The 23339-nt window shown below is 66.8% G+C and carries 11 protein-coding genes; 5 read left to right on the top strand and 6 right to left on the bottom strand.

Annotated features, from left to right (window positions below; all coding sequences use genetic code 11):
- Positions 1 to 86: 86 nt before the first annotated feature.
- From ACWDOP_RS04630 to ACWDOP_RS04615, 4 genes are all read right to left on the bottom strand, one after another.
- Positions 87 to 563 carry an SUKH-3 domain-containing protein gene (locus tag ACWDOP_RS04630; protein ID WP_456343929.1) on the bottom strand — a complete coding sequence of 159 codons (477 nt, stop codon included), beginning with the start codon at positions 561 to 563 and terminating at the stop codon, positions 87 to 89.
- A gap of 2 nt (positions 564 to 565) precedes the next feature.
- Positions 566 to 13714 (bottom strand): zeta toxin family protein, encoded by a 13149-nt coding sequence (locus ACWDOP_RS04625; RefSeq protein ID WP_456343928.1) that lies wholly within the window; start codon positions 13712 to 13714, stop codon positions 566 to 568.
- Between the two features lie 196 nt (positions 13715 to 13910).
- Positions 13911 to 14426: a YbaB/EbfC family nucleoid-associated protein gene (locus ACWDOP_RS04620; protein ID WP_456343927.1), complete on the bottom strand. Its 516-nt coding sequence runs from the start codon at positions 14424 to 14426 to the stop codon at positions 13911 to 13913.
- A gap of 15 nt (positions 14427 to 14441) precedes the next feature.
- Complete coding sequence (locus tag ACWDOP_RS04615) at positions 14442 to 14762, bottom strand: hypothetical protein (protein ID WP_456343926.1); 321 nt, start codon at positions 14760 to 14762, stop codon at positions 14442 to 14444.
- 30 nt (positions 14763 to 14792) lie between these two features.
- Between ACWDOP_RS04615 and ACWDOP_RS04610 the strand changes: the two genes are divergently transcribed.
- The 5 genes from ACWDOP_RS04610 (at position 14793) to ACWDOP_RS04590 (ending at position 22085) form a co-directional block, all read left to right on the top strand.
- Positions 14793 to 16457, top strand: a complete 1665-nt coding sequence (locus ACWDOP_RS04610; protein WP_456343925.1) for a hypothetical protein — start codon at positions 14793 to 14795, stop codon at positions 16455 to 16457.
- Positions 16458 to 16544: 87 nt separating this feature from the next.
- The gene (locus tag ACWDOP_RS04605) at positions 16545 to 18440 is read left to right on the top strand and encodes a hypothetical protein (protein ID WP_456343924.1); all 1896 of its coding nucleotides are present in this window, start codon (positions 16545 to 16547) and stop codon (positions 18438 to 18440) included.
- On the top strand, positions 18437 to 19237 hold the full coding sequence (locus tag ACWDOP_RS04600) for an ESX secretion-associated protein EspG (RefSeq protein ID WP_456343923.1): 801 nt from the start codon (positions 18437 to 18439) through the stop codon (positions 19235 to 19237). The genes ACWDOP_RS04605 and ACWDOP_RS04600 overlap by 4 nt, the downstream gene beginning before the upstream one ends.
- 128 nt (positions 19238 to 19365) lie before the next feature.
- Positions 19366 to 21000, top strand: coding sequence for a nucleic acid/nucleotide deaminase domain-containing protein (locus tag ACWDOP_RS04595; protein ID WP_456343922.1), 1635 nt, complete (start codon positions 19366 to 19368; stop codon positions 20998 to 21000).
- Between the two features lie 50 nt (positions 21001 to 21050).
- Positions 21051 to 22085 (top strand): YncE family protein, encoded by a 1035-nt coding sequence (locus ACWDOP_RS04590; RefSeq protein ID WP_456343921.1) that lies wholly within the window; start codon positions 21051 to 21053, stop codon positions 22083 to 22085.
- 67 nt (positions 22086 to 22152) lie between these two features.
- On the opposite strand, the gene ACWDOP_RS04585 is transcribed toward ACWDOP_RS04590, so the two are convergent.
- Together ACWDOP_RS04585 and ACWDOP_RS04580 are read right to left on the bottom strand one after the other, a co-directional pair.
- Positions 22153 to 22536 carry a hypothetical protein gene (locus ACWDOP_RS04585; RefSeq protein ID WP_456343920.1) on the bottom strand — a complete coding sequence of 128 codons (384 nt, stop codon included), beginning with the start codon at positions 22534 to 22536 and terminating at the stop codon, positions 22153 to 22155.
- Between the two features lie 97 nt (positions 22537 to 22633).
- Complete coding sequence (locus ACWDOP_RS04580; RefSeq protein WP_456343919.1) at positions 22634 to 23284, bottom strand: hypothetical protein; 651 nt, start codon at positions 23282 to 23284, stop codon at positions 22634 to 22636.
- Between the last annotated feature and the right edge of the window lie 55 nt (positions 23285 to 23339).

Here is a 23339-nt window from a genome sequence, read left to right as displayed (position 1 = left end):
CTCCACCCGATGCGCTGGGGTCATGGTGGATACAGCCTTTTCAGCGCCAGGTTGACGGCTGCGATCGACCACAGTGGTTGTCGACACTACGCACTCGTATCGGTCGAGGAACTCGGCGCGGCGTCTTCGTCCACGGGTACAGGCTTCCTGCCGAGAATCAGAGATTCGAGAGCCTCCGGAACCCCACCGTACGAGGCAAGCCAGTCAGCGACCAGGTAGAGCACGCCGGATTCGGAAATTCCGAGGAAGTATCGGCCGGAGTCGAGCTCGCCGAGCGGTGTGATCGGCTCACCGACCACATCGGCCCATTCGCCGAACCTGTCGTCCTCTCCGTCGGCCAGCATCGGATCGAGTTCGAATGGCTCACGGGCGACGGTGATCCCCGGCCCGTCGATATCGACGGTGAGGCCGCCGAACTCGGCGAGAAACCGATCGGCCGCGTCGCTCCACTGAAAACCGCCGTCTTCCAACCCTTGTCGCCATCGGGCGGTGTCGACCTTTCGGCCCGGTTCCCATCCCGACATCCGAAGGACGCGCTCGGTCTCTTCCGTAAACTCAGGCATAGCTACTTCCCGTCGCCGGTAATGAAGTCCAGAGAATAGTGTTTCTCGAGCGGTCTGCAGCTCCTACACGGGCCCACCGGGTACCCATGCTTCGCGTGTTCCGAATTGCTGCGCACGATCTTTGCGGCGGCCTTGGCTCCGGTTGGGTCCAGCCCAGCGAAAAGTGCCTTCGATATGCACTGGGGGAGGCCGCAGGAGCCATGGCCATTCCCCTGTTCCGCTTCGGGGATGGCATCGAGAATCTGTTGCACATCAGGGTGCAGAACAGCCGGTTCGCCCCTGAGGCTCGGTGCGGTGAACATTTCACCGCTGGCCAGGCGCAGTCCCTCGGCCACCGCCGGGCGCAGTTTCGAAGGTGACCAATTCGTGCATCGGTCGGCTTCCTGTTGAGTCTCGTCGAGCAGTTCGGTGTTCGCCGTTTCGGCGTCGGCAAGATCGTGACTGTCCGGGGAAACCTCATCGGTGTCCTTGCTGGAGTCGTGATCAGGGAGGGCCGGGTCGGCCGCACGCTCGTGGGCGTTGTCCGCGTCGATGCCCGGTCCACCAGCGGCCCGGACGCCCGGTGCGTAGCCGTCGTCGGTGGCCTTGGTCTTCGAACCGTCCGCGTGATGGGTCTCCCACACCCCGTCCGGGGGGATGCGGGGTCGGCGGTTGCCGTCGGGGCCGATCTCGGTCGAGCTCGTGAAGACGTTGCCGCGGGCGTCGGTCCAGGCCGGTTTGGTGGGGGCCAGGACATCTACGCCCAGGGCCTGGGCCAGGCGGGTGGCGGCGCCGTTGGTGGCGGCGTCGCAGCCGATCAGGCGGATGGGGGTGGTGCCGTCCCAGCCCGTGCGGCGCAGGAGGTTCGCGAACTCCTCGGGGGTGTAGGTGCGGTCGCCGACGCGGAAATTGCCGTTCGCGTCCACGTGCGCGTCGACGGTGAACCGGTCGGGGTCGGGCTGGACGCGGCGGGCCAGTTCGGCGACGGGGTCGGCGGGGTCCGGGTGGAACGAGGCGCCGGCGGGCGTCTGCTCGGGCTGCGGACCCGTCATGGTCGACTCGTCGGCGGGCGGCGTCATGTTCGGTGTCGTCGGCTCGGACGGCGTGGACGAATCCGGCACGGATGCGCGGCCAGGTGCCGACGGGTCCGGCACCGATGCGCGGCCGGATGCCGACGAGTCCGGTTCCGACTCGCGGCGGACGACGGTGTCTTCCGGCGAAAGCTCGCTGTTCGCAACGAGATTCGACGGTGCCGAGGGCAGCCCGGCCCGAGCGGACGGCGGTGTTTCGACGTCGGGATTCTGTCCCGGGATCCCTGCCACCGGCTTATCGGCGGGCGGCACCGCCCGCGTGGCGTCGATGAGCGCCGTGGCTGCGGACTCCCAGGTGAACTGCTGGTCGCGAAGGATCTGCTGGAGCTGCAGCGCCCGATCCCAGGCGCCGTCCTGATCGGACAGCTGGCTCTCCAGCACCGCGGCCCAGGCTTCGACCGACACCGGGCCTTCGGGACCCTGTTCGACCAACATGCCGTCGGTGAGCTCGCTCGGGAACACCGTGTCGTCGCCGAAGAACCGGCCCGCTCCGCTGGCGCTCGGCACTACCATCGGAACACCCGCGCCCGCGGTCTCCGTAGCGACGAGCCCGAATGCCTCTATGTGAGAGGGCATCAACACCACGTTCGCATCCCGCATGTCGGCGAGAATCTCGTCGCGATCGAGGGTGTACGGGCGGACGTCGACCTCGCGGCCTGCCGCGCGCGTGAGGAGCCGGCGATGATCGGCAACTTTCGCTTCGGGTACACCGCGCACGATCAGGTCCACATCGATGCCGCGCGCGTTGAGCGCGCGCACCATCTTCGCGGCTTCCATCGTTCCCTTGACGGGATCGTCGGCGCGGCCGAACACGAGCATCCGCATGGTGCGCCGATCGGCCGGCGGACGGACCTGATCGAAGAACTCGACGCCCGGATTCAGCTGGTGCAGTACAGGAGACGTTTCGGTCATCGCGGCCAGTCGTGCGGCCTCCTCGGACAGCGCGGGTCCGACGCCGACCGCGACATCCGAGGTCGACACCAGATCCGCCTCGATCCGGAGGTTGGTAGCTCCCTTCTCCGGCTTGCCCTGCACCCGGCCGTAAGCGTCGGCGATCATGTGCACCATGTGCACGAGGGTCGCCTCCGGGTACATGGTGTTCCTGATTTCCCGTGCGGCCGGGCCGGAGAACCTGGTGTGCCCGATGACCGCATCGATTCCGGGCGGCAAATCGCTCATGTCCGAGACCAATTGGTCGCGCAGCGGCGTGTTCGGGTCGGAGGTGCGCGGCGCGATCAGGGTGACCGTATCGGCTCCTTCGTTCCCGGTCAGCTCGTGCCCGACCCGGACGAAGACCTCGTGGCCGAGTGCGGCGAGCGCCTCGCAGAGGTTCTTGTTCACCGCGATGACGCCGCCCTTGCTGGGATGCCATTCGTCTATGACCGCAAGAATTCGCAGGGCTGCTTTGTTGGAAGCCGTTGCCAGATCGACCAATTCGTGCGCACGTACGTACGAGGCCCGAATCTGCTCGTGCACAACGGGATCGGACGCGTCCAGATCGCGTTGTTCGGCGGCGCGGAGGAACTCGTGCTGCTGCTCCGCGACGGTGCTGACCTGCTGCTGTGCCTGCGCAGTCTGCGTCTGCCGGGTCGCGGTCTCGGTGTCAGCGGGTTCGGGCGGCCGCCCGGTGTCCTCGTCGAGTCGCACGGGCGGTGTCTCGGTGTCGAACCGCGGCCGGGCGTTGTCCTCCGTCGCGCGCAGATCCCGCCCGAGTGTTTCCAGCGTCTCGGTCTCCGCGGGCCGCTGGGCGGCCATCTCCGCCATGCGCTGGCGAACCTGCGCCAATTGCTCCTGGTAGAGCTGTTTTTCGTCCGGGGTCCACGGGCGATCGCGCTCGCCCGACAGCACTTCGGCCGCACGCGGCGGCTCCGTCCAGTTCCCGTCCTCGTCGCGCGTGTTCTGGTAGAGCGTCTCGGTGCGGCTGCGAACCGTCAGGGATTCGAGGCGAACCGGCGGCGCGTCCGACTCCAGTTCGCCGACCATCTGCTGTGACCCGGTGTACGACGCGTCGTGCAGCCAGGGCGGGGTGTAGCGGTGCACCCCGTCGTCGATGCGCTCGGACAGGTAGCGGTTGATCGTGGAGAGCCGGCTCTGCGGTTCGGACACCGCCATGACCTCGGCCCGCGCGGTGTAGCCGTTGTCGACGAACTCGCGTATGAGCCCCGCTTCCTTCACGGGATCGCCCATCGCCAATTCGAGGATCACGTTCTGGCGGTTGGCCATGACGTGCTCCAGCGCCATCCGGAACCACGGGCGCGCGTCGGCGAGCAGGTGCCGGATCGCGTCGGCGTCGTGCGTGGCCATCAGTTCCGGGTAGCGCGGGTGGAACTTGAAGAAGTCGTCGCCCGAAATCTGGGTGACTCCACCGCGATCGGCGAATGTGGCCACGACATCCGCGATCATGGTGGACTTGCCGGCGCCCATCTGACCGCCGACGACCACCACCTCGGGCGTCTCGGTATCGGGCACCGACGTGGCGCCGGACAGCAGCTTGGGGACGATCTGCTCGTGGAAGACCCGCTCGAGCTGCTCGGGAGTGACTGGATCGACTCCGCGCGCCATCGGAGGAATATCGTCCGTATCCTGCTGCGGCAGTGCATTTTCGGACGGCTTCGCGTTCTCTCGAGAGGGCTGGTCCGTGTCACCTGTGTCGATCGGTCCCGCCCCTGCAGGGTCGGATGGCGGTACGGAATCGTCCACATCCGTTGGCGCGGAAGCTGGTTCGGCCTCCGGATTCGGCGCCGGCTCGTACGCGTCGGTGAGGTTCTCCGTGCTGGGCGGGAATCCGGTGTAGCGACCGCTGAAGTTGTGCGCCTGCAGCATGGTCTGGTCGCAGTTCGCGCAGTACGGCGTCGCTTCCGGCCCATCGGTCGCGAACGGCTTGTAGGTCTGGGAGTACATCTCGGCCAGGGCTTCCGGGCCGGTGGGGAGCAGATCGGTGCGGCCGTCGGCGCGCCGCTGGTCGTTCTCGCGCTCCCGGGCCCAGAGCGCCTCGTTGGCAGCCTTGACCTCGGCGTGCCCGTAGGGATCGTCGAAATGCGGGTGCGGGCGAGTGCCCTCGGGGAAGCCCTCGAAGGTCTCCGGGTTCCGTTCCGGGTTGCCGTTCCGGTCGAGTGCTTCGTAGCCGCCCTGCTCCTGCTCCCGGGCACGCGCCTCCATCGCCTCGATATTGGCGCGCAACGTCGGATGCAGTTCGTTCTCCGGGATCACGTTGTCCGCGGTGCCGTTGACACCCTCGTATGCGATTCCGGTCCGCAGATCCTGCACCACGGCCGTCACTTGGCCGTGGGTCTTCGGGCTGACGTAGGTGCCGTTCTGCTGCGCCTGGAGCACGCGCTTCTGCGTCTTGATCGGCTTTTCGCCGGGACGCTGGGAGAACTCGGCCGCGGCGGTGCGGAACGCCTCGGCGCGCTCACGGGCCATGGTGTCGACGTGTTCCTGAATGGGCCGCCCGTCAACGGTTTTCAGCAGGCCGTCCGCGTCGATCTCGACACCGCCGGGATGCTCGTTCAGGTCCGCGACCACCTTGGCGTCCGTGGTCGTCGGCGCCGTCGTGTGGTCGTGGCGCGCCGGTTCGGAGTCGGCGGGAGTGGTCTCGGACGGACCAGGCGTCGTCGGGTCCAGGGTGGAGTCCACCGCGGGTTGTCCGGTGAGGTCGGCCGCTTCCGGCCGGGTAGGCCCGGGCTCGGTGGGAGCCGCCTCGGAGGGGCCCTTCGGCGGCCCGGACGGTCCCCGATCGGGATTCCGGGGCGCGGGTTCGGCCGGGGGAGTGTCGTCGTCCGGGTCGTTCTTTTCCGGATCAGTCGATGTGTCCGAACCGGTTTCGGTGGACGGCGCGGTCGTGGTGACAGGGACCTGAGCGTCCCGCACCATGCGCACGATGTCGGCCGGGTCGGTGCCATTGCGGGCTTCGAGGGCGATGGTCGCCATCTTGTGTGCGGGGGAGTCGGCGGTCTCCGGGGTGACCGGAACGCCGGTGAGGAGGGAGAGGTATGTGGCGTGATCGAAATCCGGGTGCCGGGACAGCTCGTTGGCGATGTTCCGGAGCTGGTCGATGTCGCTCTCGACCCGCGCCCGTGTGTCCTGCTCTGGAGCGGCCTGTTCCAACCGGGTCGCGGTGTTCTCGAACAGTTTCTGCAGGCCGGTCTCCAGGTGCCACGGGGTCATGTCGCGGTTGATGGCATCGAGATCCATCGCGGCCCAGGTGACCTGGGGATCCTGGTTGGGCTGGAACCGGATCAGGGGTTCGGCCGACGGGTTGGCGGGGTCGTACTGGTGGTTGTCGACGATCGGCTCGAAGTTGCGGATCCGCTGATCGGCGTCGGGGTTCCAGTAGACGTGCGGGCCGTGCATGATCCCGGCTTTGATCGTGCTCAGTTCATTTTCGTGATGCTCCAGCTCGGCTGGGCTGAGCCGGGTCCCGTCGGCATGCCGCAGGTCGAACATGTCGTGATCGCCCGTGATGGGAACGCGCGACTGGTCCGGGAGAATGGCTTGCACGACGCCGTCCTCGCGCACCTCGAACTTGTCGGCGTACTCCGCCATCTTCTTCTGGTAGCTCGCGAAGTCCTTGGTGCGATCCGCCAGTCGCTTCTCCAGCGCCGCGATCTCCGCGTCCGTCATGCCCGTGGTGTCCGGCATCTCGAGCATCCCGGGCGCGAAACGTCCTACCAGGCCCTTGTGTTCGGCCGGAGCGCCGAGCGCGATGTCGAGATCATTGATCGTCTTGTCCTTGATCTCCATCGGCTTGGGCATGCGGCCGGCCTGGAGATGCCGGACCGCGTCCGGATTGGTCGGCCGGACATCGAAGCGGAGGTTGTTGTTGTCCGCGTACTCCTGGATCTTGCGCTGGTTCTCGACCGGGATCCCGTGCACGGCCTCGATCTCGGCGGCACTGATCGGCGCCGGGGTCGGAATCGGCGAGTGGCCGGGCTGTTGCGTGGGCGCGGTCGTATCCTGCGGCGCCAGAGCGGATTCCGTGGTTGCCGGCGCGGTGGTCTCGTCGGTGACCGCGACGGGGTCCGAGACGCTCGGGACCAGGAACGTGTGGTTGGTCGACAGGTACTCGGCGAGCGCGGACTGATGCTGGTCGAGCAGTCGCCAGGGCGTGTCGGCGGTGGCTGGATCCAGCATGCCGAGCTTGTCGAGCAGGCTGGCGTAATCATCACGCAGCGAGGGCAATTCGCCGTGCAGCGCAGGATCCTGTTCGGCCAGAATGATGTCGGTGGCGATTGATCGTAACTGCTCGAACCGGCTCCGCAGGTGGTCCGTCAGCGTGTCTGGCCGGTCGTTCTCGGGGAGGTCGGGAGACGGCTCGGCTGTTGGTGTGCCGTCCTGCGGAGATTCGGAGGACTCGGGCTGAGATGTCTCGGGCTGGGAAGGCTCGGTGGCGTCCGGCTCTTGCTCGGTGTTCGGCTGCTGTTCCGGATCCGGGGAACCCTGCTCCGATCGCGTCCGCTGGTGGTTGCCATCGGCGTGTGAAAACGTCACGGGTGCAACAGGTGTGGGTGCACCTGTATCCGGCGACGGCACACCGCTCGGGCGAGCGATGATGTCGTCCGGGAGGACGTCGAACAGGTTCGGAATCGGGCTGTCCTGCCGGGCACCGTCCAGCAGATGCCAGAACAGCACCTTCGCGGGCTCGCTCGCGGCCTCACCGTTGAGCTCGACATCGGTGAAGGCCTCGGCCAGCGCCTCGTCCCCGTCGAGCAGCCCGTTATCGTCGAAGCTGTACCCGCTGAGCTGGGACAGCCAGGCATCGAAGCCTGCCTTGTCCATTCCGCCGCGGGTCGCCTCGTAGTACTTCTCCAGAGCTTCCTGTGCGGTTGCGGCGGAGCGCTCCTGGCCTTCGAAGGCGATGGCGTGCGCGAACTCGTGCACGAGCGTCGAATAGACGGGACGGTCGGCGGAGCCCGGCACCAGGTGGCCGTCCGCCTCGTCTTCGGCCGCATGCCGAGCCATCAATTCGGGATCGGTGGCGTAGCGTGCGTTCAGCGCCAACGAGTCCACGGACATCGTGCCGTCGGAGTTCTTGTACGACGTGGCTCGCGCGTAGGTGTTGCGGCCCAGCGGTTCGATCACCACCCGCTCGAGGTCCACATCCGGGTAGCGGGAGAGCATCGTGTCCACGGCGCGAGCGAATTCCCGCACCGCCTCCGGATCGAGATCCGGGTTGTCGAAGCCGACCGCCTCTACGTCCCAGCGGTTTTCCAGCTCCTCCGCGATCTGACGCGGCTCCATCCGCGACCATTCGTCGTCCGGACGCGGGGACCGGTCGTTCTCGCTGGACGGGGTGCTGTCGGGATCGGCCGGCTGGGAACCGGATTCGTCGGGGACGGTCGAACGCCGTTCCCGCGAGTCGGGGCTTTCCTCGGGTTTGGTCGTGGGCGCGTGTGTATCCCGTGGCGGGTCATCTCCGCGGGCTGCCGTGTCCGGGGCGGCCGGCGTCGTACCCGACGGCGCCGGATCGCCGAAGTCCAGGGAGAACGGTGTGTCGAGATTCGGCAGCAGGTGCTGCGGGAACGGCTGATCGGCCTCCTGATCCATCTGAGCCACAACGGGATTCGTGTCGCCCTGATCGGGTGAGCGTGGCGTGTCGGCGATCTCGGCCCACGTCACGTGCATGACGCCGTTCTCGTCCATGACGCGGTTGAGCACACGGAACTGCCGGCCGTCCGGGATGAGTACCTCTTGCTCGCCGCGCTTGGCCGGTGGCTGCAGGTAGGAGATGTCCTTGCCGGTCGCCGACAGAATCGTCAGCTTGACGTTCGGGTTCCACTTGAACTTGGTCTTCGAGGTCGACACGAAGGCCGGATCCTCGACGACGGCTCCCTTCCGGTTGGCGTTCCAGAAGCTCTCCATCTGCTCCGGCGACAGCATGATCGACCGTTTGACCGGGCCGACGTGGTCCGGAAGTTTGTCCAGGCCACTGCGAATCAGGTCGATCGTCTCGGGGGAGACCGTGTCGAGTGGTTCACCGAAGCGCAGGTGACGGTTGATCTCGTTGTACGCGTCACCGGCGTAGTCCTGGAGCGCGTCGCGTTCGGCGGGGGTGAGCCGTTCGACGGCGTCGAGAATCGCCTGTTCCTGCGGGGACGGCGGTGCCGTCTGCGGCTCACCCTGCTGGGAGTTCGGTTGCTGCGCGGCCGTGCTCTGCTGCGGTGAATGCCCGGTCTGTTGCTGAGATGCCTCCGGGCGGGTCGAATCCTGCGGTGGCGTCGGAGGCCGATTCGCGGCCTCCTCGCGCCGGCCCGGCTCTAGGCTTGAATCCCGCCCCCGCCCGGCCAGATCCCGTCCGCTTTCAACCGGCCCAGAATGTGTGCCGCGACCTTGATCGCCAGTGGGCTGCTCGAGTCGTCCACCCGTTTGGCGCCCGTGTCGTCCGTCCGGATCACCACTTGGCGGTCGAGATTCTCCAGGCTGTTCCCGAACAGGTACGTCTGGGTTGTCGGTGTTTGGGTCGACTTCCGGTACACGATGTACACCGCCATCCTTCGCGGCCCACCTTTCGTAGTTCTCGCCGGTGCGGTTCGGGATATCGGATTCCCAGTCGGACTGCGAGTTAGCGTAGGCGTGCGCTTCCCGGTAGGTGGCGTCCGGGTTGCGGCGCAGGAAGTCGGCCTCGGCCAGCTCGTGCTCGAGCAACCGGATGTCGGCGGGCAGCGGCTCGCCTCGCGACAGTCGCATCCAGGCTTCGGCGATGTCCGGGTCGGAATCGAAGCGGCGGGTTTCGTAGCCGACGACGTTCCCGTCGTCGTCGAACACGCTGAGTTGGTGCTCCTGTTCGAACAGGTGGCGTTTGACCTGTTCGATCTCCTGCCGGGTGAAACCGGTTGTGCCATCCAGTCGTTCGACGTCGGAGAGATTTCGGTGCATGTCATCGACGTCGGACGGCGACGCGCGGAAGGCATCGTAGGCCGCATCCGCCCAGGCGCCCTGGATCACCGGGTCCAGCACATCGCGCGGCCGGGTCGATCCGCCGCTCTGGATCGGGTCGTTCGGATCCTGGTCGTTCGAGGGCACGGCCTCCGGGGTCGGGTCGGCCGGCGGCGCGGGAACATCCCGGCCCAATGCTTCGACCGTGCGGACGATGTCCGCGGGGTTGGTGCCCGCCAATGCCTCGAGTTTGATGGTGGCGATCTTGTGGGCCGGGGTGCCGACCTCGGTGGGGGTGGTCAGCTCGTCATTGAGCCAGGCGCGGTAGTCGGCATGATCGAAGTCCGGGTCGTTCGCGAGATCGCGGGCCAGGTCCCGCAGCCGGTCGATGTCCTGCTCGACCTGACGGCGAGGATCGGTCTCGGTCGGTTGCTGCCGGGATGGCTGGGGATCGACCGTATCCGGAGATGGTTGCTCCAGCCCGGCGAGCGTATCCCTGCCGAGCTTCTGGAGGTCGGTCTCCAGGTGCCACGGCGTCATCTCGCGGTCGATGGCCGCCAAATCCTTGTCGGCCCAGACAACCGCGGGTTCCTGGTTCGGTTCGAAGCGCACCAGCGGCTCGGCTTTGGGATTGGCCGGGTTCTGCTGGTGATTCTCGATGATCGGTTCGAAGTTGCGCTGCCGCTGGAATTCGGTGTCTGGATTCCAGTAGACGTGCGGCCCATGCATGATGTCGGCGCTGATGTCTTTGAGCTGATCCTCGTGGTGCGCGAGTTCGGCAGGGGTGAGCCGTGTTCCGTCCGCGTGCCGGATATCGAAGAGGTCGTGGTCGCCGGTGATGGCGACGGGTTCGCCGTCGACCAGCGCTTCCAGCACGCCGTCCGCGCGCACCTGGAAATCTCCCAGGTCGATGAGCTTCTGCATGTACTCCCGGTAGGCGTCGAAGTCCTTCTCGCGGTCGGAGAGTCGCTTCTCGAGGGCCTGGATCTCCTGCGGGGTCATGTCGGTGGTGTCCGGCATCTCGAGCATGCCGGGCGCGAACCGGCCGACCAGACCCTTGGCATCGGCGGGCGCGCCCAACGCGATGTCGAGGTCGTTGATCGTCTTGTCCTTGACCGACATCGGCTTCGGCATCGCACCCTCTTTGAGGTGCGGCACCGAATCCGGATTGGTCGGGCGGACGAACATCTGCAGATCGTTCTCGTTCGCGTACTTCTGGATCTTGCGCTGGTTCTCCACCGGGATGCCGTGCTCGGCCTCGATGCCGCGCTCGAGATCCGAAGCGGGCGGGTCGAGTTCGGTGGCCGGATCCGGGGTCGCGGAGTCGTCCGGCTGGGGTTGATCGGCCTCGGGTTCCCGAGCCTGCTCCGAATCCTGTTCCGGCTGAGTCTGTTCGGGCTTCGGTTGTGCGGTCTCCTGGTCGGCGTCCGGCGTGGACGGCTTTGTATCGGGCACCGGTTGTGCGGACTCCGGTGGCGATTGCTCCGGCTCCTGCCGGGGTGGACTCTCGTCCGGCCCCTGGTCCGGCTGATCCGAATCCTGGGTGATGTTGCGCTGGTTCTCCGGCAGCGCGTCCGGATCGCCCTCCTGCGTCATCTGCCGCTGGCTCGCGAAGTCGGTGTCCAGGTTCGGTACCGGCACCACGTAGCCGCGGTCGTTGATCGGGCCGTTCTTGGGATGAACGCCCGCGGGCAGGTCGAAGACGCCCTCGTTGTTGAAGAAGCGCACCTGGCCGTCGCGGCTGACGACGGCCTCGGTGTGCGGGCTGTCCTTGGACCTGAGGTCGAAATGCATGCTGTTCGTGGTGTGCGTGCCGAGCCGCAGTTCGTGCTCGGACGGCGGCCCGGGCATGCGGTCCTCGGGGTGCGTGTGCACGGTGAAGACGTAGTCGCCCGCCAGGTCGGGCGGGATTCTGGTCCGGGTCGCCTCGCCGCGGAACAGCCGCAGGTCCCCGTTCCTGTTCTGGACGATCGCGTGCTCGGCACCGGCGAACTGCTGCAGCTCGGCGAGATGGGAGATGCTCACCTCGCCCGCCCTGATCGGGATGTGCGGGTTCTCGGCGAGCGCGTTGACCAGCTGCTTCGCCTTCGGTGACAGCTCGCCGAAGGTGATCTGCCCGCCGGGCATGGTGGAGTTCGGCTTGAAGTTCTTCGCCATCTGCCGCTCGCCCTCTGGCCGGGCGGTGGTGTCGGCGGGCGGAGTGGGGGCGGGTGGGTCGACACCGATGGGCAGCACCGGAACCGGAACGGGGACGGGAACGGCCTGCTCGACGTCCGGATTCGACTGCTGCCCTTGCTGTTCCGGCGTCTGATCGGTCTTGGCGGCGGCCTCGACGCCGGTCTGCGCCGCCTGGATCGGGATGCTCGCGCCGGGGTGCGCGAAGGTGGCGTCGCCGATGGACGCGCGAGTGGTCATGGCGGGTGCGTCGACGGTGCGCGGGCCCGCGACGTCGGCGCGGGGGCCGGGCGCGGACCTGGCGGGGTCGGCGGGGCTGCCGGCGCGGGTGTCGGCGGTGTTGGGAGCGGTTGTCGAGGTGTTCGCAGTGGATGTCGTCGTGGTGGTGGACGTCGTGCTCGTGGTGGACGTCGTGGTGCTCGTGGTGGTGTTGGGCGTGCTCGTGGTGGGTGCGGTGGTATTCGGCGCCGTGGTGCTCGCCGACACGGTGGACGTGGTGTTCGTCGCGGTCGTCGCGTGCTGATTCGTTGTGGTTGCGGTGTCCGGCGATGTCGTCGTATTCGGTTGCGAGGAGCTGTCGTTCAGCGCCCTGCCGGTCTGATCGGCCTTCGTGTCCGCTTCGCTTCGCGTCTCGGCCTTCGCGTCGGACCTGGTGTCCGCGTCGGTCTTGCCGTCCGTGGCGGTGGTGGCGTCCGGCTTGCCGTCCGCCTCCGGTCCGTTGCCGCGCCCGTGGGTGTCTCCGGACTCCTTGCCGTTCGACGGCGCGGATTCGCCGTTGTTCGAAGGTGATTCGCCGCCCTGCTGGTTCGCGGTGGAAGTGTCGGAGCCCTTCCCGTTGGTGTCGCCGGAGTTGGCGGGCTGGTTCGATCCGCCGTTCTCTCCGTTCGTCGCGCCATTCTGGTTGGCCCCGTTGGAGTTCGCCCCGTTCTGGTTCGCGCCGTTCTGGCCGGACCCCGGGCTGTTCGCGCCGTTCGTACCGGCGGGACTATTCGAACTCGGATTGGTCCCGGGTGTGGTTCCCGGGGTGTTCGTGCTCGGCGTCGTGGTGGGATCGGTGCTGGGAGCACGCACCGGCCCAGCGTCCGGCGACAACCCCCGTGCCCCGTGAATGGCGCTGGGCCCCGCACCGGACAGTGCGCCGCCGGTCAGCGAGCGCGGGTCGAACTCACCCAGCTCACCGGTGACGAGACCACCGCCGAGCCAGGCCGCGCCCGCGCCGACGGCGCCGGCGCCCGCGCCGGTGAGCGCCCCGTTGAACGCGCCCCGGGCGCCGCCCATATTGGTCGGGAACAACTTGGCGCCGCCGAACCCGGCGGCGCCGCCCGCGGCGCCCGCGATGGCCGAGATCATGGCGTTGTCTTTGACCGCGTCCCAGTTGTACTCGTCGATATGGCCGGTCTTCTTCTGGATGTACTGGACCAGCATCTCCTGGGAGGTGCCCTGCAGCGTCTCCTCGATGGATTCCTGGACGATCTCGTAGATCAGCTTGGGCGAGATCTTGCGGAGTAGCGGGGCCGTGATGCGCCGCACGATGTTCCCGAAGATGCGCTTGAGGAACGCGCCGCCGAGAGCACGGAAGATGACCCGGCCGCTGGCGAGCGCAGCGGCGTGCAGCGCGGGAGCGAAAGGCCCGCCGAACGCCGCCCATGCGAGTTCCGCGACCAGCCAGCCGCCCGCGATATAGAAATTGAGTTTCGCGGCCTGCAGCTGGTCACCCATGGTGTCGGCCGAAGTGGCGAGTGACTGGAAGTGCTCGGCGAGTTCCTGTACGGAGCCGTTCTTTTCGGGCCCCGTGCCGTCCCGCAAAGGCTGCAACCAGGTCAGAATCTGCTCGCCGCCGGTGCCCTCGGGATAGGCCTTGCGCACATCACCGAGCAGCTTGTCGATGTCACCGAGCAGAAAGTCCGCTTCGTCCGCGACGGCTTGCAGATCGCGGCCCATCTGCCACATGAGATCTTCGTTGCCGTGCGGCCAGTCTGAGCCGACGACCCATTCGAGCCATTCGAGCCAGGACGGAAACTCCAGCGCCATTGGTCAGGTCAGCCGTCGGACAGGCGAAAAATGCTGTGCGACATCACCAGTGGGTAACCCGCGTCGGATTGTGCATGAATCCCCCTGTTTCGCTGGCGCCCGAACACCGGCCCCGGCAGATCTTGGCGAGACCGACTGTGCCACAGGATCGTAACTGAACTCAACATGTACGGCTCGTGACGTCGCGGTGTCGGGTTCACCACTGACGGTCGGTGATGCCCCCGGATTTGGTGGACTGCCAGTCCTCGTAGTCGACCGCACCGTCGAACTCGGGGGCCGGTTCGGCTTCTGCCTCGAGCCGCTCACGCGAATTTGGTGCCGACAGGGAGGCCGCGGGCATCAGCGGGGCTTCGGTGACGATGTCCGGCATACCTTCGAACAGGTCCGAGAGCTTGGGCATCTTGGCCCGCTGATCGGTCAGCGGCTGCATCAACTCGGTTGTCTTACGGCCCATTTCGGCGGCGGCGTTCTGCGACGCCGTAGTCACCGCTTTGGCGATCTCGTCATGGGTGAGATCCTCGATATCGGAGGAGAACCGCGTCGCGATCACGATCATGTCGGCGTTCACCGTGATCGTGACTCGCCCGCTCGAGGCTGTTCCCGTCGCCGTCAGCTGTGCACGCTTGCGTGACGCCTCGGCGATGGCGCGCATCTGTTCCGCGAATCCCTCTACGATGGAGGCGGCTTCGGCCTCCCCGTGCTCCCTGACCACCTCGATACCTCCCGACTACACCTTGAACCGGTCGGCGTTCGCCTGTTCCATCGCGGTCAAACGGTCGGCGGTGGTGCTGAAGCCGGTGCTGAGCGTCTCGAACGACTCGGACAGGCTCGACGTGCTGTCCACGGTGTTGCTCGAGCCCTTGGCGAATCCGTTGTCGCCGTCGGCGAATTTCGAGCCGAACTTGTCATCGCCCCAGGCGCCGGCGCCCCCGGACACCGCGGCCTCGGCGGCTTTGGCGATACGCGCGAGCCGATCCGCCAGATCACCCGCGGAGTTGCTGGCCTGCCGAACATTGTCCGGGGTTACGCCAACCTTCGTACCGGACATGGATTCCCCCTCCGAGTCGGCGAACTCCGCGTGCGGATCAGCGACGGTACTCGGCGACCGGCGGAGCTCAGGTACCGCGTCCGTGCCGGACGCAATGAGACCGACTGTGCCATATCTCATTCGGCTCGGCAACAATTAGCGGTCTTCACCAGCCTCGATGCCGAGTTTGCTCGAACCGGCCGGACATCAAGATCACAGGTTGCCAACCATCCGTATCACACTGCCGCCGAACGCAACTCGTTCGGATATGGTGCGAAAACGGGGCTGATGTTGGATCGGGGGCCGATGAACCACGAGAATCGCTGGTTCCCGCTCAAGCCCACGAGTGTTCGAGAGCCGACCGGCGGTGTACGGGCCGATATGGTGCACGGAACCGCTGAAGCGGAGCGCCCGCGGCGCGACCCGCTGCCACGGCCGGAACGCCAACCGGAGCTCGACATGGAGTCGCAGCCCAAGACCGAGTCGTACTCGGCGGCCGAGGCCCAGTCGAAGGCCGAGTCGCATCCGCACACGGAACCCGAACGGCAATCTCCGGCAATCCCTCCCGCCGACGTGCCCCGCGATCCCGTATCGGAGCAGGACCGAGAAGCCCAGCGTCTACGCCGGATCCGCGCCCTGGAGATACGGGACGAACAGCTTCGCGCGCTCACGCTTTCTCGGCCGCCGGATGACTCGGCACCCGCGCGCACCGGAAGCGTCACCGGGCGAATCACCGGACTGTTGTTGCTCGTCTCCGCGGCGCTGACCATTCCGGCTTCGTTCCTGCCGCTGCGTACGAAGTCGATCGTCGGGCCGCGCCCCACGACCTGGGAGCAATGGGACGCGTGGCGAATCAGCTGGTTCTCGGTAGCGCATCCTCCCGCCACTTCACTGCAACTGCTGGGCGCCCTGCTGGCAGTGTCCGGCGGGTTGTCAGCGGTGATCGGCGTGATTCGGGTGTTCGTCCCGCAGCGCCGGATTCGATACGCGGCATGGGAGTTGGGCATAGTTGCCCCGGCCCTGAGCTTCGGCGTGACTTCGACGGCGGCTCTCGACGTCCTCTCGGCGACAGCGCTCGACGACCTCGTCCAGGTCTCCGAGACAGGGACCGGCTTGTGGTTTCTCGTCGCAGTCGCCGCGGTGTCGCTCGTGGCGCTGTTCGGCGCCGCATTCGGTGATCATGCCGGTCGGCCCGCGCCGGAACGACAGTCCATGCGCACCCGGCGAGGAGCGGTGGATGTCGTGGCGGCGCTCTTGTTCCTGACCGGAGTATCGGCGTTGCTCGGCTCACTGCTGCCGCTGATCGACCATCCCGGAATGTCCTCGGTGACCACCACGTGGTGGGTGGGACCGAAACCGGACACTCAGCTTCAGTATCTCGGAGTTCCCCTGGTGCTGTTCGGTTTCGGTGCCGCCGTGGTCGCCGTCATGATGTTCAGCGGGCGTGGTCTGCGGGATCGGCACTCGCGAACAGCCGGCCTGTCCCTGTCCGGAATTCTGCTCGGAGCGACCTGCACCGTGGTGCTCAACACCTATTCCTTCGGGCAGGGCCCGGATGTGCGTTTGGGCAGCGGCATGTTCGACCTGGTGGGTGCTGGATTCTGGATGCTGTTCGGGGCGCTGGTGCTGTCGATCGGCGCGACGGTCGCCGGTCTGTGCTCGGGTTCCGGTAATTCGGGCGGTGTCGATGGGCCTGATCAGGGTGGCGAGGGGTAGCGCTCTTGCGGCAGGATGGTGCGCGTTCCGAACCGAAGGATGACGGGAGTGGTTCGGGCATCGATGTTGTGAGTGGGGAGCGCTGACATGGCCACCGGTGACGTACCGACTTGGACTCAAATACAAGGTATTTCGAGCGACTCGGAGCAACTGCGGTTCACGCCGGCGGCCGCCCGGATCGGGCTCGACGCGTGTACCGAGCTGACGTACGCGCTGCTCGCGGTGAAGAAGACACTGGACGCGCCGGCGGCCAACAGCGCCGCCAACCCCGAGGACTTCGCGGGCCCGCGTGACAAGTTCGGCTCCGGGCACGACTGGGCACAGGCGTTCAAGACGCGCGGCACGGAACTGGCCGGTGTGCTGAATATGCACGTGACGCTGGTGAACGCCATGGCCGACACGTTCAAAGCGGCGATCACGAGGTTCGATGCCGCCGAGCAGGAATCCGTGGCGGCGCTCAAAGAGGTGAAGATGCCCGATACGGCGAGAGAATCGGGACCATCGATCCGGTCCACCGATATCGCCTCCCGGGTTCCGAAACCGGCCGACATCGCTACCAAGAGCGGGAAGTTCCGACTGGAGAACTACGAACCCCCGAACAACATCTATGCCGTCTGGCCCGAGTCCGGCTACGACACCTCGATTGTCTGGGCCGATTTCCACGCGCTGAAGCAGGCGACGAACTCGGGGCGAGTCATCGAAGTCGCCGCGGACTGGGAGCGGATGCGCGGCGATCTGAAGGCGGCCTACGACGCCTTCCATTCCAAGAAGAACTCGATCTGGGAAGGCTGGGAGGGCAAGAGCGCCAAGGCCGGCCGGGATGCTGTCGACACCTTCAGCAACGATCTCAAGACGCTGGCGGAGCGGATCGAGAACGTGGAGAAGGGAATCCTGAACGCCGCCGGGTGGATTCAGGCCACCCACGAGAAGATGCCCGACACGGCCGCGCCCGCGGTCACCAAGACCGGCGAGTGGTACTACGGCGACTACCCGGGTATCGGGACCATCCAGAAGTCCGAAAAGGCGGACGTCGAAGAGGCACTGCTCCAAACGGTCCGCGGTTATTTCGAGTACTACTACGCCAACGGCGTCAAGCAGTACAACGACACGATCGACTCGATGGCACTGCCCCTGCCCGCAGGACAGGTGGGTACGCCGGTCGCGCCCGTGGCGCCGGTGGTGCCCGTAGCGCCCGTGGCCAACAATCCCGGCGGCAATGGGGGATCACCGAGTTCGCCGTCGAGTCCCTCCAACCCCGGATCGACCGCCCCGACAGCGGACACGGAGGCTGCGGCCGCAGCGGCAGCCGAAGCGGCCCGACTCGCTGCCGAACAAGCCGCGAAACAAGCCGAGGAGACGACCAAGCAGGCGGAGGAGACCACCAAACAGCAGGCGCTGGAAGCGCTGTCCACCGCGGCTTCCGAGGCGCTCACCTCCCTGCAGACCGTGGCCTCGGAGGGTCTCACCGCCCTGCAGTCCGCCGTGGAGCAGAATGTGGAATCTTTGAGCACGGGCCTGGAGTCGCTGACGGAATCGCTGACCCAGGCACTGACCACCGATCTGGAAACAGCGAAGGACATCGATCAGCCGGGACACACCGTTGTACCCGTCGGCGGTCCGACGACGACGGATCCCGGCAAGACGACCGGCGGTGGCGGCGGAGGTGGTGGCGGAGGCGGTGCGCCGGTCACGACCACCACCGCGCCCAAGGACACGACCACGTCCAAGCTCTACCCGCGCTCGACGGTGAGTTCGGAGGCCACGACCACCTCCGCAGCGTCGACCTCGCGCGCCGGACTGGCCTCGACGACAACGTCGAGCGGCGGCATGCCGATGGGAGGCATGCCGATGGGCGCCGGAGCCGGTGGCGCGGGCGGTCAGGGCAAGGAGCACAAGCGCGCCGAATTCCTGCGCGGCAGTGAGCATCTCGACGAGGTCTTCGAGGAGGTCCCGGTTGCCGTTCGGCCGGTCGCCGAGAAATGAGCGACGTCTGGGAGTTCGAGAGCCTGGAGTTTCTGACCCTGTGGGAGCAGGCCACCGGTCAGACGCTGCCGACCCCGTTCCTCTACACCACCCGCACCGCCAAGCATTTCGACCATCTGCGCGAACGGCATGCCGTCGCACAGCGGTTGCGTGAGCATCCGGATCGGTCCTTCGATCCGGTGCTCGAGGTGATCGCGCAACCCGATCTGCGGATCAGTGTCAGCGGGGTGATCGGCAGTTCCGCCGACCACCCAGACGCGCGGCGTATTCGCCTGATGGGAGTGCGCCGGGGAGGTCGCGGCTACGTGGTTCGGCAGCTGCCCGGTCGAATGCACTCGGGCACGGAGGGTTTCACCGTCACCGAATGCGATCCCATCGGGCTGGCCGATGCGCTGGTTCGACAGTTGCCCGAGTGCGATCCCGGCGCCGAGTCCGAGATCCCGTTGGTCGGTGCGGGCGGAAGCGGACCGGCGGAAGAGGAATTCGGCAACCGTTCGGTCATCGACGATATGCGCGGGGTGCCCGCTGCCGCGCGGTCCCGGCGATTCAGAGATTCGCCCACCGTCTGTCGCGGCGGTGTCGAGGTCGAGCAGGGTTCGTCGCTCTACGGGCCGCGCGGCATCACCGTGCACCGGCTGGCCTGGCGAGATATCGAGGACGACGGAAGGTACCTCATCAGTGACGAGCCGGCGATGGCGACCGCGGTCGACGCCAAGCGCATGACCGCGGCGATCAATCTTCGGGTCGCCGCGGTGATTCGAGTGATCAAGGACGAACGTGATGGGCGCTACAGCTGAACCGGTTTGCCCGCTCGGCCACCTGCCGATAGCGTCCAGGCCGAGTGATCGCGTCTATGCGGGGGTGTGCGATGAACCGAAACCTGGTCGCAAAGAGAAACGGTAGATCGCGCGGCCGCCGGGGCGGGGTGGTCGCGGCGCTGCTGTCGGTGGTGGTCGCGGCCGGCTGCTCCACCGTGCCGGGCCACCCGATCGCCGCGTCGAACTCCGATCCGTTCTATACGGCGGTGCTGGATCTGATGACGCAACCGGTGGTGCACGTCGCCAGCCTCGACGGCAGCGACAACGGGTGGAATCTGCGGATCACCTCGGACGGGTGGTCGACCGGGTTCGCCGTCTCGCGCGGCAAGCCGTCCGATCTGCTGCTGACGGGAACCGTCAGTTACGTGAAGCCGGATGCCGGAGTGCTGGCCTCGAACCTGCCACGAGGCAAGTCGGTCGCCGATCTGCAAGGGAAGTGGATCACCGGCTCGGACGCGTTCCTGGAGGGAGTGCCCAGAAGGTTGGAGCCGGACGACCTGGGCGAGGCGTTGCTGCTGGCGCTGAACAAGGTCGAGGAGTTTCCGCGGGTGGGGGATCCGACCATCACCGTCGGTGACGATCAGGCGTACGAGGTGGTGACTCCCCGTGGCACCCTGGCTGTTTCGGCCGCTCAGCCGTATCGGGTGTTGCGCTTCGTCCCTGGAAACGAGGTGGCGCCGACACCGTCGGGGACCACCGAACCCACCGAATCTCCCGACGAGAACTCCGGCGGGACCACGCCGCGGTTCGACCCGCTCGCGGTGCCACTGGCCTTCTTCGCGATGACCCCCTCGGCACGGGATCAGACCTACAACGACATGGCGAGGCAGTTGCAGGGTTTGACCGACGTGGTCGATATCGGGGTGCAGTTCGACTTCAACTCCTCCGGAGAGATGAAGTGCACCAACGACAGTTGCGTCGTGACGTCCAGTGTGAAGACGTCTACGACCTCGTCGAGCAGCGCCCGGCTGACCGGAGGAGTCGATGCGCTGATGCGCGCGTCGATCACCGTCGACGGCACGCCGAGCGCGGGGTGCACTGCCGCACAGAAGATTTCGATCAACGGCACCGCGAGGATGACATGCACCGACGTGTCCATCGCGCCGTTGGTCGCCGCCATCGGAGCCCGCAAGCAGGCCGAGGCCGACGCGCAGGCTCGGGCCCAGGGACGCAGTGTCACCGTCGAATACGTCATCAACTATCGGGGATCGGTGGACTTCCAGGTCGCGCCGATGATCCAGGCGGACATCGACGCCCGTGTCAAACTCGTGCGGGGCTATCAGGACAAGGCCCGCAGCGAGACCGGATGCGGACCCAATTGCACCTACCAGCTGGTTCCGTACGGCCGTGACCCGCTCAGCCAGGCCGCCAACCGCGAGCGGCACACCGCGGGAACCGCGCCGAACGGCAATATCCTCGTGGCATCGGTTCCGGGCTGGGGCGATCCGGATACCGGCGACCTGGTGATCGGTACCGGTCCGGGCGAGCACAGCAGCGCGACCGCCGCTTCCGAGACGGATCTGCTCGGCCAGTTGACCGCGCGCGGATTCAACCCCGGGCAGATCACGGCGCTCTACAGCGAACGGCAACCCTGCTTCGCCACCTGCGGAACCAAACTGCAAGGGGTGAAGCCGGATACGCCGGTGAGCTACAGCGTGCCCTGGAAGGAACACGGCCCCGATCTGACCGAGGCGGCGGACCGCATGGTGGAGTCGCTCAGCAGTGGGGCCGGCGGCAAGTGAGCCGCGCGCCGGCGTCCACCGATTGGCGACGTGTCGCGATCATCGGGATGGTGGTGGCTGCTGTCCTGGTCCTGGCGGCGGGAACGACCGCCGGCTTCCTGTGGCAACGCGGCGACAAGGAACCATCGATGCCGACCCTGCGTGCGAGTCTGCCGGTCGGCGGGGTGGCGGCGATGGGGCTCGCCGTGTACGGCGGTACCGCCTATCTCGTCGTAGACGGCGAGATGATCGGGAACAACCAGATGGGCAGTCTGCGGGTCGTGGATACCGCGAGCATGACGGTCACCTCCGAGATCCCGCTCGGCGCGAACCCGCTCGGCGCGGTATTCGATCCCCGGACCCGCTACCTGTTCATCACCGGGTCCCAGCATGGCGGGCAGAGCTGGGTCACCGTCGTGGACACGGAGAAGAACGCGATCAAGACGACCATCCCGTTCGCGGCATCGACCGCGTGGCACATCGCCCTCGATTCCGAGGCCCAGCGGGTGTACGTGGTGGGTGGGCGGCCGGACGGAACGGAGTCGGTGCTCGGAGTCCTGGACGCCGATCTGCATGCGTTACTCGCCGAAATCCCGCTCCCGGCTCGCTCCACGGCGGTGGTCGTCGATCCGCAGACCCATACCGTCTATGTCACCAGCGAGTCGGTGGACGGGCTGACGATCATCGATGGCGTCAACCGGAAGGTGCTGTCGACAGTGCCGATCGGCGGATCGATGAACGGCATGGCCATCGACCCGGACGAAGGGGTCGTCTACACGGTCATAGATCCGCTGCCCCGGGAGACCGGGCCGCGCAAGCTCGTTGTCTTCGACACCGATACCAACACGATCACCGCCACGATCCCGCTGTCGGAAATCGCCGAACGGGTAACCGTCGACCCCGCCGCCCGAAGCATCTACGTGCTCGAGGAGAACACGGAGAGCACGGAGTGGGTGGAGCAGATCCGAGTGCTGGAGTCGGGAACCCATGAGGTGACAACGACTGTCGCGCTCGGCAAGGGGGTGATCGTGAACATCGAGGTCGACCCGGTGACGCACGAGGTCTACTCGACCGATATCGACACGCTGTACAAGGTGGCGCGCTGATCGCTCGGATTCATTCGAGCGCAGGGTGTTTCGGCTCGGGTCGAAGGAACGGTGGTTTCGCGGCCGATCAGAAGTAGACGAGCAGGTCGGCGTGAAGTTCCGGGGTGAAGTCGAGCTGGGCGGGGGCGCGGTACTCCCGTTCCCGGACGTGGCGCAGGAAACCCTCGGGAACGGTCAGGGCGTAGCGGCTCAGGTAGTGCATCGAGTCGACTCGCCAGATCCACACTCCGTCGCACACCAGCGATGACGCGCTCATGATCCGGTCGGTCCCGTTGATCAGGTCGTCTGCCACGTCGAGAACGTCGAACGCGACAGGCGCGGAGCGCATGTAGGTGAGTACGGCGTCGCGGTCGTCGATCGGGTGGTCGCTGCGGGAGTCGAAGATCGAGGGCAGCTCGGTGTGCTTGCCCTCGTACATCTCTCGGTAGATACCAACCGGGATCAATGGCATCGGATGATCCTAGGCGGGCTGAACGAAACGCGGCCCTTCGACTGAAAGCCGAAGGGCCGCTGCGGGCTTCGCTCGCGAAGCGCTGGGTGCGACTCGGTCAGGCGCTGCCGGTGGCCGGTTTCGGCTCGGTTGTTGCCGGAGCGGTCGTGGTGGGGACGGTGGTGGTGGGGACGGTGGTGGTGGGGGCCGTCGTGGTCGGTTCCGTTGTCGTGGGTTCCGTCGTCGGGACGGTGGTCGTCGGGGCCGTCGTCGTCGGCTCCGTGGTGGGGACGGTCGTTGTCGGGACCGTTGTGGTGGGAACCGTTGTCGTCGGGGCGGTCGTGGTGGGGTTGGTTGTCGTGGGGGACAGGACCGTGACGGTCAGCTCGCTGCCGCTGGAGTAGTAGCCGTTGGTGCAGGACAGGGACCTGCGGAGGAGGTACTCGCCGGGCGTGGCGGGAGTCCACTGGACGGTGGCGACGGCGGAGCCGTAGCTGCCCTGGCCGAGGGCTTCGGCGATGAAGATCATCTTGCCGTCGACGATGCGGTGGAGTTTGGCCGTGCAGATATCCAGGGTAGCGGCGAGGGTGACCGTGTAGGTGGTGCCGGCGTGGAGGGTGTCGCCGGCGACGATGATGCTCTTGTCGAAGCTGACGATGTCGGCGGATGCCGGTTGCGCCATGATGATTCCGGTGGCTGCCACCGCGGTGGTCGCCGCCGCCACGAATCCCCCGCCGATACGAGCCCAGGGGGCCCGAGTGCTGTTCAACGCACTGTCTCCTATTTCGTGTGCACATTACTGAAACGCCTTGTTTCCAAATGCG

It is taken from the genome of Nocardia sp. NPDC003693 (genome assembly GCF_053981095.1).
The sequence above is the reverse complement of the archived record's forward strand: the minus strand, read 5'-3'. Positions and strand labels throughout refer to the sequence as shown.

What these genes read in the sequence shown, in the direction of transcription:
- ACWDOP_RS04605 (WP_456343924.1), top strand. Translation starts at nt 16,545, where the DNA reads ATGGCCACCGGTGACGTACCGACTTGGACTCAAATACAAGGTATTTCG.
- ACWDOP_RS04615 (WP_456343926.1), bottom strand. Translation starts at nt 14,762, where the DNA reads ATGTCCGGTACGAAGGTTGGCGTAACCCCGGACAATGTTCGGCAGGCC.
- ACWDOP_RS04600 (WP_456343923.1), top strand. Translation starts at nt 18,437, where the DNA reads ATGAGCGACGTCTGGGAGTTCGAGAGCCTGGAGTTTCTGACCCTGTGG.
- ACWDOP_RS04625 (WP_456343928.1), bottom strand. Translation starts at nt 13,714, where the DNA reads ATGGCGCTGGAGTTTCCGTCCTGGCTCGAATGGCTCGAATGGGTCGTC.
- ACWDOP_RS04585 (WP_456343920.1), bottom strand. Translation starts at nt 22,536, where the DNA reads ATGCCATTGATCCCGGTTGGTATCTACCGAGAGATGTACGAGGGCAAG.
- ACWDOP_RS04630 (WP_456343929.1), bottom strand. Translation starts at nt 563, where the DNA reads ATGCCTGAGTTTACGGAAGAGACCGAGCGCGTCCTTCGGATGTCGGGA.